Consider the following 13,321-nt stretch of genomic DNA (forward strand, 5'->3'; position numbering starts at 1 on the left):
ATGGGCGGGAGGGACAGGTTTCATGAGGTGGGAAGCGATGGGCGAGTCGCCCGGCGAGGACAATCGAGCAGGTCGGGCCGCGGGCCGAGCCTCGGGGCGTGAGTCCCTGTTGGCGGTGCTGGCGGAGAAGCCGTCCGTGGCGCGCGACATCGCGCGGGTGCTGGGCGCGCAGGAGCGGGGTGACGGCTACCTGCGGGGCAATGGCTACGTGGTGACGTGGGCCATCGGGCACCTGGTGGGGCTGGCGCAGCCTCACGAGATTCGAGCGGACTGGAAGAAGTGGAGCCGGTCGCTCCTGCCGATGCTGCCGGGGGACTGGCCGCTGGTGGTCTCCGACCAGACGCGCTCCCAGTTCGAGGTGGTGCGCCGTGTCTTGACCGCGCCGGAAGTGGGCGGCGTGGTGTGCGCGACGGATGCGGGCCGCGAGGGCGAGCTCATCTTCCGCTACATCTACGAGGCCGCGGGGTGCCGCAAGCCGGTGCGGCGGCTCTGGGTGTCGTCGCTCACGGAGCGCGCCATCCGCGACGGCTTCCGTCAGCTCAAGGAAGGGCGGGAGTACGACCCGCTGGCGGCGGCGGCCATGGGGCGCAGCCGGGCGGACTGGCTGGTGGGGATGAACCTGTCGCGCCTGTACACGCTGGCGCACGGCGGGCAGGGCGAGATGCTGAGCGTGGGGCGGGTGCAGACGCCCACGCTGGCCATGGTGGTGGAGCGGGAGTTGGCCATCCGGAGCTTCGTGCCTCGGGACTACCTGGAGGTCGTGGCCACCTTCGTGCCGCGGGGGCCTGGAGCTCCGGTGGGCGCGCGCTACACCGGGACGTGGTTCCGCTCCGGGCCGGATGGAAGGCCCGTGGTGCCTCCGGGGATGGAGGGCGTGCGCGAGGCGCGCAGGCTGGACGCGGATGGCGTGGAGGCGCAGGCCATCATCGACCGCGTCAAGCGCGGGCAGGCCACCATCGAGTCGCTGGACGCGGAGGAGAAGAAGCTCTCGCCGCCGCTGCTCTACGATTTGACGGAGCTCCAGCGCCACGCCAACCGGCTGTATGGCTTCAGCGCGCAGCGCACGCTGGAGGTGGCGCAGGCGCTGTATGAGAAGCACAAGCTCTTGAGCTATCCGCGCACGTCCAGCCGGCACCTGTCCCAGACGGTGGCGGAGACGCTGCCGGAGGTGGTGGGCGCGGTGCGGGGGCCGTACGAGGAGGACCTGGCGCCGGGCACGGGGACGCGTCCCTTGGGCCGCCGCTATGTGGATGACGGGAAGGTGACGGACCACCACGCCATCATCCCGACGCCGACCTCTCCCGAGGGACTGCGGCTGTCTCCGGACGAGCAGCGCGTCTATGACCTGGTGTGCCGGCGCCTGCTCCAGGCGTGGCACGAGGACCACGTGTGGCGCGTGACCACGGTGGTGACGGCGGTGATGTCTCCGGGGGCCCAGAGCGCGGTTCCGGTGGTGGACCGCTTCCAGAGCACGGGCACGCAGGTGGAGCGCGTGGGCTGGAAGGTGTTGGACATCGGGGGCGGGAAGAAGGCGCCCAAGCCGAAGGCGGAGGCTCGCAAGGGCGACGAGGACTCGGAGCCGGATGACGAGCCGCAGGCCCTGCCCGCGGGGCTGGAGCGCGGCCAGCCGCAGAAGGTGGAGGACGCGGAGGCGGTGAAGAAGCGCACGCGCCCGCCGCCGCGCTTCACGGACGCGTCGCTGCTGACGGCGATGGAGACGGCGGGGCGGGCGCTCGACGAGAAGGAGCTGGCGGAGGTCATGCGGGAGACGGGGCTGGGCACGCCCGCGACTCGCGCCGCCATCATCGAGGTGCTGCTGGACCGCGAGTACCTGGTCCGCAAGGGGAAGGTGCTGGAGGCGACGGAGAAGGGCCTGCACCTCATCCAGGTCGTTCACCCGGATGTGAAGACACCCGCGATGACGGGACAGTGGGAGGCCTGGCTCCAGCGCATCGAGCGCGGTGAGGGCCGGCTGGATGAGTTCATCCGGGGCATCGAGAAGTATGTGATTGAGGTGGTGGGTCACGTCCCCCCGGGCGCCGCTGCCGCCGCGCAGATGGGGGGCTTCAGGGCCCCTGTGCCTTCGCGCGAGGGCTTCGGGAGTGGTGGTGTCACCGCGCGCGGCGGCCATCAGGAGGGCGGGGGGGGCACGCGAGGGGTGGACGCAACGGCGCCCCGTGGCGCGTTGGAGTCGCGCGAGCGTGGGGGGGCTGCGTTTCAGCCGGAGCCTCGCGCGCCGGAGCAGGGCGGGAGTGCCGGCGCCCGGCGTGAGCAAGGATTCACGAAGCCGGAGGCGTGGGGTGGGCGTGCGGAGGGCAATCCTCCTGGGGGTTGGAGCCCGCCGGGGACGGCTCCCACGGAGACGGGTGGAGGCCGGTGGCAGGAGCCTCCGTCCTTCGCGGTCGCGAGTGGGGGTGCGACTGCCCGCCGCTCGGCGAGCGCGGCGTTCTCGGATGCCGCGATGGTGACGACGCCGCGCCGGACCTCGCCCCAGGGCTCCCTGTTGACCTCGGGGACCTCCTCGCGGAATCGAGTCGTCTCCGCGCCACCGCCAGGACAGCGGCCCGAGCGGGTGGACCGCGCGCCCACGCCACCGGACCAGCTTCGCCCCCTGCTGAAGGAGACCTTCGGGTTCTCCGATTTCAGGCCCTATCAGGAAGCGGTCTGCCGCGCGGCCACCGCGGGCGAGGACTTGCTGCTCGTGATGCCCACGGGCGCGGGCAAGTCACTGTGCTACCAGCTCCCGGGGCTGGCTCGAGCGGGGACGACCATCGTCGTCAGCCCGCTCATCGCGCTGATGGAAGACCAGGTGCTGCGGCTCCAGTCGCTGGGCTTCGCGGCGGACCGCATCCACTCGGGACGCGACCGGGCCACCTCGCGACAGGTGTGCTTCGACTATCTGGATGGACGGCTCGACTTCTTGTTCATCGCGCCGGAGCGGCTCGGGGTGCCGGGCTTCGTGGAGTTGCTCGCGCGTCGCCCGCCCACGCTCATCGCCATCGATGAGGCGCACTGCATCTCGCAGTGGGGACATGACTTCCGTCCCGATTACCGCCTGCTCGGCGCGCGGCTGCCGCTGTTGCGGCCGGCCCCGGTGGTGGCGCTCACCGCCACGGCCACGCCCGACGTGCAGCGCGACATCGTCCAGCAGCTCGGCCTGCTGGGCCCGGGGGGACGTGCCCGCACCTTCATCCACGGCTTCCGCCGCACCAACATCGGCATCGAGGTGCGGGAGCTCAACCCCGGCGCGCGCGGCGACGCCATCCAAGGGTTGCTCCAGGACGAGGAGAACCGTCCCGCCATCGTCTACGCGGCCACTCGCAAGCACGCCGAGCAGCTCGCCGAGCAGCTCGCCGGAGAGTTCCCCGCAGCGGCGTACCACGCGGGGCTTCCTCCGGGAGACCGGGACAAGGTCCAGGCGGAGTTCCTGGGAGGCACGCTGGAGGTCATCGTCGCGACCACCGCGTTCGGCATGGGCATCGACAAGGCGGATGTCCGCACCGTCATCCACGCCGCGCTGCCCGCGAGCCTGGAGGGCTACTACCAGGAGCTGGGGCGTGCGGGCCGCGATGGGAAGCCATCCCGCGCGGTGCTGCTGCACTCGTACATCGACCGGCGCACGCACGAGTTCTTCCACAAGCGCGACTATCCCGAGGCCTACGTGCTGGAGCGACTGTTCCAGTCCACCAGCCCCGAGCCCGAGCCCAAGGACTCGCTCCAGGGGCGCGTGCGCACGGACCCGGAGGTGTTCGACAAGGCGCTGGAGCAGCTGTGGATTCACGGCGGCGTGGTGATGACGCCGGATGAGACGGTGCGGCGTGGACGCCCCGGGTGGGCGGCGGCGTACAACGCCCAGCGCGACCGCAAGCTGTTGCACCTGGAGCAGATGGGGCGCTACGCGGAGGCGCACGGCTGCCGGATGAAGCAGCTGGTGGCGCACTTCGGTGACACGCAGGACTCGGGTGAGGCGTGTGGCCTGTGCGACGTCTGCGCGCCGGAGGACTGCGCGACGCTGCGCTTCGCGGAGCCCACGGCGGCGGAGCGTCACTGGCTGGAGCGCATCCTGGAGTCGCTCCAGGAGCGGGATGGTCAGGCCACCGGGCGGCTGCATCGCGAGCTGTTCGGTGATGCGCTGCCTCGCCGTGACTTCGAGCGGCTCGTGGGAGGGCTGGTGCGCGCGGGGCTGGCCCGGCTGGACGTCGACTCGTTCGACAAGGATGGGCAGGTCATCTCCTTCCAGCGGCTGTCCCTGACGGATGAGGGGCGGCGGACGCGGGCGGTGGACCCTCGGCAGGTGGTCTTGCCGCTCCCGTTGGAGAAGGCGTCCAAGCGCAAGCGGGGCAAGAGCAGCAAGGCCACGGGTAAGCGAGCGAGCAGGACCCGCTCCAGCGCCGGAGCGTCGGCGTCCGAGGGGGCTCGGCAGTGGCGCGCCTCGTCTCCTTCGTCGGATGTCGAGTCGCGCTCCTCCTGGAATGCCTCGCGGACGGGGGCCTCCGAGGGTGGTGGGGCACGGACGGGGCGCTTCCAGGCCGCGGCTCCGTCCCGGGGGCGCTCGGTGGAGGAGGACTCCGAGGAAGAGGTCGAGACGCGGGGCTCTCGCTCCCGGGGCCGTGGTGGGGCGAGGGATGTCGAGTCCACGCCCGCGCCTCCGGGGTTGGTCGATGCGCTGAAGGCCTGGCGGCTCGCGGAGGCGCGCAAGCGCAAGGTGCCCGCGTTCCGCATCCTCACGGACCGGGTGCTGGGGGCCATCGCCGCCGCGCGTCCGGAGAACGGCGCCGCGCTGATGGCCGTCCACGGGGTGGGGCCCGCCCTGACCGAGCGCTACGGCTCCCAGATTCTCTCCCTCATCGCCCGGAAGCGCTGAGGGATTCCCTCCGCGCCCGCGCGACGGGGAGGAGGGACACCTCGCGGATGCTTCGGGGGCGAAGCCCGCCGGAGGCGCTGAGCGCGCTCCTTCTCCTGGCGAGGAGGGGCGCCTCGCGGATGCTTCGGCGGTGAAGGAGCGCGCGCGCTCGGACCCGGCTGTCTTCACCCCTCGCTTCGCAAGGAGGGACTCTCCGCGGGCTCACTCGACCGGCTCCTTCACGCGCGGGTGAGTGCGGCGTCTGGGGATGGCTCGCACGAAGAGGAGTCTTCCTTGCTCCGTGGACGCCTCGGCCTGCGCCCTGTCCGCGTCAGGCAGACCCGGGACTCGCCGCGCGCGAGGCGACGAAGTGCCCTCCGCGGGGAACACCTCTGCCCATCGCGTGAGTGAGGAGCAGCCTGCCGGGCGCGCAGTTCTTTTCGCTGCACGCGGGGGCAGTGTGGGCCCCTGTCGCCGCGCTTCACCTTTCGGCGCAGTTACCGCGATGGCGAGCAAGAGGGGGGAGCGGAAGATGGAACTCGGCTTCGAGACGATCGGAAACGCCACACTCATCTGCCACGACGACGGTCCGGTGCTGGTGACGGACCCATGGACGCACGGCTCCGCGTACTTCGGAAGCTGGACGCTGTCCCATGAGATTCCCGAGCAGCAGCGGGAAATCATCCAGCGTTGCCAGTACGTCTGGGTCTCCCACGGCCACCCGGACCACCTGAGCGTCGAGTCCATGGACAAGCTGCGCGAGCAGACCATCCTCGTGCCCAACCACTTCGGTGGGCGCGTGCGCGACGACCTGCGGGAGCAGGGCTTCAACGTGCACGTGCTGGTGGACCGCGTGTGGACGCAGTTGTCTCCGCGCATCCGCGTCATGTGCATCCCCGACATGAACCAGGACGCGGTGCTCCTGGTCGACATCGCCGGGCGGCTCATCGTCAACCTCAACGACGCGGGGGACCGGGGCTGGGGCCGCTTCGTGCGGAGCATGGTGCGCCGGTATGACGAGTCCTACCTGTTGGCCCTGTCCGGTTACGGCGACGCGGACATGATCAACTACTTCACCGAGGACGGGCAGCGCATCCCGCCCTACGCCGCGGCCAAGACGCCCGTGGGGCGCACCATCGCGCGTCAGGCGGAGTTCTACGGCGCGCGCTACTTCGTGCCCTTCAGCTCCATGCACAAGTACCAGCGCGCCGACAGCATCTGGGCCTCCGAGTACACCACGACGCTCGAGGACTACGCCCGGGGCTTCGAGTCCGAGACCTGCACGCTCCTGCCCGCCTTCATCCGTCGCGACTTCGCCCGGGAGGACATGCAGCTCATCCGCCCGAAGGAGCGCGCGCTGCTCCCGGTGGACCCGAAGGAGTTCGGCGACGACTGGAGCGCGATGCTGGAGCGCGAGGAGGCCCAGGTGCTGCGCGAGTACTTCGGGGCCATCGAGCACCTGGGCTCGGTGCTCGACTACCTGCGCTTCCGCGTGGGCGGCCAGGACCACGTCATCGAGTTCAACCAGCGCCGCTTCCGCCGGGGCATCACCTTCGAGGCGCCACGCAACTCGCTGCTGACGGCGGTGCGCTACCGCGTCTTCGATGACCTGCTCATCGGCAACTTCATGAAGACGACGCTGCACGGCGACTTCGGCGAGGGCCGCCTGTACCCGGACTTCAGCCCCTACGTGGCCAAGTACGCGGACAACGGCAAGGCGCGCTCGCGCAACGAGCTGAAGTCCTACTTCTCCGAGTACCGCCGCAGGGACCCCGTGGGCTTCCTCCGAGGCAAGGTGGAGGCGCACTGCGTGCGGCCCCTCCAGACGCAGTCGGCGGAGCTGCTCCGGACGCTGCTGCCGTCGGACTCGGCGGCCTACCGCACCGCGAAGGAAGCCTTCTGGAAGGTGCGGCGCGTGCTCCTCTGAGCGTGAGCGCCGCGGCGCGAGTCAGAGATACGGAGACAACAGGCGCGCCAGCCCATCCCTCAACCGGATGGGCAACGGGCGCGCGTCCACCTGCGCGCGGGTGAGGGGGCGGGCGCGAGACAGCCGCTCCTCCACCACCGCCTCCAGGCGCCGCGCCAGCTCCGCGTCGTAGCATTCGACGTTCAGCTCGAAGTTGAGCCGCAGCGAGCGCGGGTCCCAGTTGGCCGAGCCAATCAACCCCCACTCCCCATCCACCACCATCAGCTTGGAGTGGTCGAACGGCGGCTGGGTGAGGAACACCCGGCACCCCGTCGCCAGCACCTGCCAGAGCTGCGCGGTGCTCGCCCACTGCACCACGGGCAGGTTGCCCTTCTCCGGCAACACCACCTCCACGCGCACGCCCCGCAGCGCCGCCACGTTGAGCGCGGTGATGAGCGCCGGGTCCGGCAGGAAGTACGGCGTGACGATTCGCACCGACGCTCGCGCGGTGGCCAGCGCCCCGAGCAGCACCGTGCGCAGCGCCTCGAAGTCCTCGTCCGGGCCATCGGGAATCCCCCGCGCCAGCACCGGCCCCTTCCGCCGCTGCTCCGGGAACCAGGTGTCGCCCGTCAGCCGCTCGCGCGTGGTGAAGACCCAGTCCTCGGCGAAGGTCTCCTGGAGCTGGGCGACCACGGGGCCTTCCAACTGGAAGTGCAGGTCCCTGGCGGCGTGCTCACCCGGCCAGAAGTGCTCGCGGATGTTCATGCCTCCGGTGAAGCCCACCCGGCCATCCACCACCAAGACCTTGCGGTGGTTGCGCAGGTTCATGAAGGGCAGCCGGTAGGGCATCAGCGAAGGCAGGAAGCGCGCGGCCCGGACGCCCTCGCGCTTGAGGCGGCCCAGAATCGTGGGCCACGTGTAGCGCGCGCCCACCGCGTCCACCAGCACCCGGACCTCCACGCCGCGCCGCACCGCCTCGCCCAGCGCGCCCGCGAAGTGCCGGCCCGCCACGTCATTGTCGAAGATGTAGCTGCACAGGGTGATGGACGCGCGTGCGCTCGCGATGGCCTCCAGCATGGCGGGGTACGCGTCCGTGCGGGACTCCAGCACGGTGATGCGATTGCCCGGCAGCAGCGGCCGGTGGGTGACGGCATCCCCCAGCCGGGCCAGCGGCGCCAGGTGCGCGGCGCCGTCCGTCACGCGCGAGGCCCCTTCCGCCACCACCGCCTCCAGGCCCCGGACGGGCGGAAACTGCCCGTGCTCCCGGCGCGGCGTCAGCGAGCGTGCCCGGCGGCGGATGCGGTTGATGCCCAGCAGCAGGTACAGCACCGCGCCCAGGACGGGCACCAGCCACACCAGCCCCACCCAGCTCACCGCGGCGCGGACGTCCCGCTTGTGCAGCACGACGTGGCCGCTGGCCAGCACGCTCACCAGCACCGTCAGCGCCGCCGCGACGTGGGGCCACGCTGCTTCCAGCCACGCAAGTGCTTCAGGCATGTCGAACGAGAGGGTGGGCACGGACTGCTTCGCCTATACATGGATGCGCCTCACGGCGCAGCGCGGTACGGCGGGCCCGGCTCAGCCGCGATGCGTCGCGCGCTTGACGTGCCGTGGCGAAGAATGCAACGTGAGCAACACTTTCCGTTGTTCACGCGAGTGGCGGGAGACCCCTGTTGGGATTCATCGGACTCAGGGGCTGCTGACTGATTCATGGACACCACTGTCCGTGCATTGAACAGTCTCCACGCTGCGTGAAATTGCTCAACGGCGGCGCCGACTTCGTCACTCTGACGTCACGTCTGTTTACGCCCGTCTTCACGGACTTGGAGTGCGGGTGCTCCATTTAATCTGGCAAGACGTGTTTTCCCGCTATGGCGGGACTTTGGCCCGACAGTTGCTCATGGGCGGGGCGCGCCGGTCCGCGGCGGGGGAAGAACCCGGTGGGCGGCGCATTCCCCGCAGTAGTCCGAAGGAAAGACCCGATGCTCAAGTTTCGCTCCATGGCGTTGCTTGCTGGTGTGACGTTGCTGGGTACCGCGTGTGGTGAGCCGGAGGCTCCCGCGACGGAGGCGCCCCAGATGACGTGGGAGGAGTTCCGGGCGGGCGTGGTGCAGGACCCCGAAGGCAAGTTCATCTTCGACGGAGACATGGCGGTGGACAGCGAGGCGGAGCTGCGCGCCTTCTTCGACAGCGCCGTGTCCGGGACGGCCACGAACCAGGATGGGCTGGCCGTGTACAACACCGGCGGCGGAGCTCCCGCGGGTGACGTGAAGTGGAGCGCCGCGCAGAAGATGAACCTCACCTACTGCGTGAGCAACACGTTCGGCGCGAACAAGGCGCGCGTGGTCGCGGCGATGAACACGGCGACGGCGGCCTGGGAGGCCACCGCGAGCGTGAACTTCATCCACAACACGGCGCTCGACGCCAACTGCACCGCGTCGCAGACGGGCGTGCTGTTCGACGTGCGTCCGGTGAACTCGGGTGGCCAGTACCTGGCGCGCGCGTTCTTCCCGAACTCGGGCCGCTCGGCGCGCAACGTCCTGGTGGACAACACGGCGTTCGGCAACACCGGCGTCTGGACGCTGGCGGGCATCATGCGCCACGAGCTGGGCCACACGCTCGGCTTCCGTCATGAGCACACCCGCGTCAACGGCTCCTGCTACGAGGACAGCCAGTGGCGTGGCCTGACGACGTACGACAGCGCCTCCGTCATGCACTACCCCCAGTGCGCCGGCACCCAGCGGGGTGACCTGGTGCTGACGGCTCGCGACCAGCAGGGGGCTCGCGCGCTGTATCCGTGAAGTGTTGACGTACTGGCCAAGGCGCTCGCCGTCGCGTGAGTGACGGTGGAGGCCACGGCCCAGGCCGGAAGGTTCCTTCTCCCGCGGAGGGGGGTGCCTTCCGGCCTTTCTATGTGGCGTGGCCCGGCTTCCACGCGCTCCGAGGAGAGACCCGATGCTCGACTTCCGCTCCATGGCGTTGCTTGCAGGTGTGTCGTTGCTGGGGGCCGCCTGTGGAGGGCCCGGGGTTCCCGAGTCCCAGGCGCCGGAAGCCCAGACCTGGGAGGCGTTCCGGGCGAGCGCGGTGCGCGACTCCGAGGGCGTGTGGATTTTCGACGGGGACCAGGCGGCGGGGAGCGAGGCGGAGCTGCGCGCCTTCTACGAAGAGCGTGTGGCCTCGACGGGCACGAGTCGAGCGGCCCTGGCCGTGTATTTCTTGAATGGGGTCGACGTGAAGTGGGGCTCGGCGCAGAAGCGGAACCTGACCTACTGCGTGAGCAACACGTTCGGCGTGAACAAGGCGGCGGTGGTCGCGGCGATGAACACCGCGACGGCGGACTGGGAGGCCACGGCCAACGTGGACTTCATCCACAACCCGGCGTTCGATGCCTCCTGCACGGCGTCGCAGACAGGCGTGTTGTTCGACGTGCGTCCGGTGAACTCCGGCGGCCAGTACCTGGCGCGAGCGTTCTTCCCGAACGCGCCGCGCTCGAGCCGCAACGTCCTCCTCGACAATGTCGTGTTCGGTGGCACGAGTGTCTGGACGCTGGAGGGGACGCTGCGCCACGAGCTGGGTCACGTGCTGGGCTTCGTCCACGAGCATGACCGATGCCCGGGAGGCGCGGGCACGAACATGCGGCCGTTGTCTGTCTATGACTCGGCCTCGGTCATGCACTATCCCCGGGCCGGGAGCACGTGCGTCAGCACGAACCCCGGAGGGCCCATCCTGTCGCCCCTGGACCGGACGGGGGCTCGCTCGTTGTACCCGTGAGAAGGAGAGAGTCGATGCTCGAGTTCCGCTGCGTGGTGTTGCTTGCGAGTGTGTCGCTGCTGGGGCCCGCGTGTGGAGGCCCCGAGGTTCCCCAGGCCGAGGCTCCCTCGATGACGTGGGAGGCGTTCCGCGCGAGCGCGGCGAGGGACTCCGAGGGCGTGTGGATTTTCGACGGGGACCAGGCGGTGGGGAGCGAGGCGGAGCTGCGTGCCTACTTCGAGACGTACGTGGCCGCGACCGCCACCACGCGAGGCGGATTGGCCGTGTACAACACGCAGGGCGTTTCCAACCCCAGTTCCGAGTACGACGTGAAGTGGGGCGCGGCGCTGAAGATGAACCTGACCTACTGCGTGAGCAACACGTTCGGCGCGAACAAGGCGCGCGTCGTCACGGCGATGAACGCCGCGACGGCGGCCTGGGAAGCCACGGCCCGCGTGAACTTCATCTACGACGCCACGCTCGACGCCACCTGCACGGCGGCGCAGGCGGGGGTGGTGTTCGACGTGCGTCCGGTGAACTCCGGCGGCCAGTACCTGGCGCGCGCGTTCTTCCCGAACTCCGGCCGCCCCGCGCGCAACGTCCTCATCGACAACACGGCGTTCGGCAACATCGCGCCCTACACGCTGACGGGTGTCCTGCGCCATGAGCTGGGCCACGTGCTGGGCTTCGTTCACGAGAGCAACCGCTGCCCCGGGGGTGGACTCAACTGGCGCGCGCTGACGGTCTACGACAGCGCTTCCGTCATGCACTACCCCCAGGCGGGAGGGCAGTGCACGGGCACGAACGCGGGGGACCTCGTGCTGACGGCCTTGGACAAGCAGGGGGCTCGCGCGCTGTACCCGTGAAGCGCGAGGCCGGAAGGCTCCCTCGTTCCGAGGCTGAGAGCCTTCCGGCCCGTGCGCATGTGCCTTCAGTCCATCCGCCGCGCGCCGTCCGTCGTCGCCTGGCCGAAGTAGATGAGTGTCTTCGTGTTGTCCTCGCTGCTCTCGATGTCGAGGCACTCCAGCTCGCCGCTCTCGCTCTCATCCGCGTAGATGCGGGCCGGCTTCTGGATGCGGTGGGTGATTTCCCCGCCGGGGCCTCCCACGATGATTTCGACCACGCCCTTGTCGCTGCCCTTCTCCTCGAGACTGATTTCGATGAGCGGCAGGTTCTCGGCGAGCGGCTGGTCTCCCAGGTCCAGGCCTTCGACTTCGATGCGGACCGGGTGCTCCTTCTCCATGGTGCTGAGCAGCGCCAGATAGTCCGCCCAGCCCTCTCGAGGAATCTCTCGCGTGTGGTCCGTGTGCGCCATGTGTGCGGCCCTCCGGTGTTCTGTTACCGGCAAACCGTAAGGCGCGTGTGGGCCGGATGAGAGGCTGGCTTGCCTCCCTGCTCGCCCAAGCGGCCGCCACCAGGCTCCTGGCGGGCCGCAGGCCCTGGGGTCAATCCGTGAGCGAGCGCACCTCGCCGCCATCCAACACCAGGCGCACGGTGGAGGCCGCGCCCGGCTGGCCGAAGTGGTCATAGGCCGCCTGCTCCAGCAGCGGCGCCAGCGTCGTGCGCAGCCCTCTGGCCCCCGTCTCCCGCTTGAGCGCCCGCGCCACGATGTGCTGCTTCACCTCGGGCTCCACCCGCAGGCGCAGGCCCTCCTGCTCGAACTCGCGCTCATACGCGCGCAGCACGTTCTGCTCGAGGATGTCGCTCAGCGTGGCGGCGTCCAGCGGCGTGAAGGAGACCAGCCGGTTGAAGCGGCCGATGAGCTCCGGGATGAAGCCATAGCGCGCGAAGGCCGTCGTCTGCTCCAGTTGCTCCTGGGTGACGGCCACGGCGATGGACTCGCCCACCGCGTGCTTGGGCTCGCGCCCGAAGCCCAGCCGCTCCGTCCGCGTCAGGGTGTCCGCCGTGGTGCCCAGTCCACTGAACGCACCACAGGCGATGAAGGTGATGCAGGACAGCTCCATCGTGTCCGGCTGGAGCCGGCTCGTGAAGCCGAAGTCCGGCGGGAAGTCCGCGCTGGAGCCCGACAGCAGGTGCAGCAGGGAGCGCTGCACCCCGAAGCCGCTCACGTCCTTGGTCGTCTGCTGCCCGGCGAAGCGGCTGTCGGAGCGACTGGTGGCGAGCTTGTCGAACTCGTCCAGGCAGATGACGCCGCACGCGGCCCACTCGGCGTCCTTGTCCGCGGCTTCATACAGTCGCGACAGCAGCGTGTTGACGTCGTCCCCCACGTAACCGGTTTCAGAGAACTGGGTCGCGTCCGCGAGCACCGTGGGCACGGCGAGGATTTCGCGAAACAGCAGCTCCACCAGGAACGTCTTGCCAGAGCCGGTGGGGCCCAGGAACAGGCAGTTCTCGCGAGCGCCCGTCTCCGCGGAGAGCCCCTCCAGATACACGCGGCGGATGCGGCGCACGTGGCGGTAGGCCAGGACCGACGCCGCGCGCCGGGCCTCTCCCTGTCCTCGATATCCCAGCGCCGTGAGCCGCGCGTCGATGTCGCGGGGAGACAGGAGCTCGATGGCCGCGACTCGCTCGCGCACGTCCTCTCCGCGCGGGACACGTCGAGACTCCAGACCGGGGTGGGCGACAGACATGCCAGGCGACTCCAACTCCAAGGGGGGACGGCGCTCGGGGGCACCGGAGCAGGGGCGCATCATCCAAGGGGGACGCGGTGTCTACAAGCACGCCTCGTCATGCCCTCATTCCAAGCAAGGAGACAGGCGGGCCTCACCGACCCGGGTCCGCGCCGCGCGAAAGCCCACCCGTGAACACCTCGCGCCCGTGGGGAGGGCTTCCCGGTGCACAAGTGCTCCCCGGAAGAGGGC

The 13,321-nt window shown here is 70.1% G+C and carries 8 protein-coding genes; 5 read left to right on the forward strand and 3 right to left on the reverse strand.

Features of this window, described 5'->3' with window-relative positions:
• The first annotated feature begins 22 nt into the window (after positions 1-22).
• Positions 23-4,864 (forward strand): DNA topoisomerase 3, encoded by a 4,842-nt coding sequence (locus MYSTI_RS02605; RefSeq protein WP_015346139.1) that lies wholly within the window; start codon positions 23-25, stop codon positions 4,862-4,864.
• 511 nt (positions 4,865-5,375) lie between these two features.
• Complete coding sequence (locus tag MYSTI_RS02610; protein WP_015346140.1) at positions 5,376-6,770, forward strand: MBL fold metallo-hydrolase; 1,395 nt, start codon at positions 5,376-5,378, stop codon at positions 6,768-6,770.
• Positions 6,771-6,791: 21 nt separating this feature from the next.
• On the opposite strand, the gene cls is transcribed toward MYSTI_RS02610, so the two are convergent.
• Positions 6,792-8,246, reverse strand: a complete 1,455-nt coding sequence (gene cls, locus MYSTI_RS02615; RefSeq protein ID WP_084668289.1) for a cardiolipin synthase — start codon at positions 8,244-8,246, stop codon at positions 6,792-6,794.
• Positions 8,247-8,731: 485 nt separating this feature from the next.
• Here cls and MYSTI_RS02620 point away from each other — a divergent pair, with 485 nt between their 5' ends.
• The 3 genes from MYSTI_RS02620 to MYSTI_RS02635 all read left to right on the forward strand — a co-directional run bounded on the left by MYSTI_RS02620 (position 8,732) and on the right by MYSTI_RS02635 (position 11,365).
• Positions 8,732-9,550, forward strand: a complete 819-nt coding sequence (locus MYSTI_RS02620) for a M57 family metalloprotease (protein ID WP_015346142.1) — start codon at positions 8,732-8,734, stop codon at positions 9,548-9,550.
• Positions 9,551-9,704: 154 nt separating this feature from the next.
• Positions 9,705-10,520: a matrixin family metalloprotease gene (locus MYSTI_RS02630; RefSeq protein ID WP_015346143.1), complete on the forward strand. Its 816-nt coding sequence runs from the start codon at positions 9,705-9,707 to the stop codon at positions 10,518-10,520.
• Between the two features lie 14 nt (positions 10,521-10,534).
• The gene (locus MYSTI_RS02635) at positions 10,535-11,365 is read left to right on the forward strand and encodes a M57 family metalloprotease (RefSeq protein ID WP_015346144.1); all 831 of its coding nucleotides are present in this window, start codon (positions 10,535-10,537) and stop codon (positions 11,363-11,365) included.
• A gap of 65 nt (positions 11,366-11,430) precedes the next feature.
• Here the strand turns inward: MYSTI_RS02635 and MYSTI_RS02640 are convergent, their stop codons facing one another.
• Both MYSTI_RS02640 and MYSTI_RS02645 read right to left on the reverse strand, forming a co-directional pair.
• Entirely contained in the window at positions 11,431-11,814 is a 384-nt protein-coding gene (locus MYSTI_RS02640; RefSeq protein WP_015346145.1) for a DUF5335 family protein, read from the reverse strand.
• A 130-nt stretch (positions 11,815-11,944) separates the two neighbouring features.
• The gene (locus tag MYSTI_RS02645; protein ID WP_015346146.1) at positions 11,945-13,090 is read right to left on the reverse strand and encodes an AAA family ATPase; all 1,146 of its coding nucleotides are present in this window, start codon (positions 13,088-13,090) and stop codon (positions 11,945-11,947) included.
• Positions 13,091-13,321 lie beyond the last annotated feature (231 nt).

The organism is Myxococcus stipitatus DSM 14675 (assembly GCF_000331735.1).
Lineage (GTDB): Bacteria > Myxococcota > Myxococcia > Myxococcales > Myxococcaceae > Myxococcus > Myxococcus stipitatus.

Bases quoted from the DNA above. Each gene is read 5' to 3' on its own strand.
- MYSTI_RS02605 (WP_015346139.1), top strand. From the start codon at position 23: ATGAGGTGGGAAGCGATGGGCGAGTCGCCCGGCGAGGACAATCGAGCA.
- MYSTI_RS02610 (WP_015346140.1), top strand. From the start codon at position 5,376: ATGGAACTCGGCTTCGAGACGATCGGAAACGCCACACTCATCTGCCAC.
- cls (WP_084668289.1), bottom strand. From the start codon at position 8,246: ATGCCTGAAGCACTTGCGTGGCTGGAAGCAGCGTGGCCCCACGTCGCG.
- MYSTI_RS02620 (WP_015346142.1), top strand. From the start codon at position 8,732: ATGCTCAAGTTTCGCTCCATGGCGTTGCTTGCTGGTGTGACGTTGCTG.
- MYSTI_RS02630 (WP_015346143.1), top strand. From the start codon at position 9,705: ATGCTCGACTTCCGCTCCATGGCGTTGCTTGCAGGTGTGTCGTTGCTG.
- MYSTI_RS02635 (WP_015346144.1), top strand. From the start codon at position 10,535: ATGCTCGAGTTCCGCTGCGTGGTGTTGCTTGCGAGTGTGTCGCTGCTG.
- MYSTI_RS02640 (WP_015346145.1), bottom strand. From the start codon at position 11,814: ATGGCGCACACGGACCACACGCGAGAGATTCCTCGAGAGGGCTGGGCG.
- MYSTI_RS02645 (WP_015346146.1), bottom strand. From the start codon at position 13,090: ATGTCTGTCGCCCACCCCGGTCTGGAGTCTCGACGTGTCCCGCGCGGA.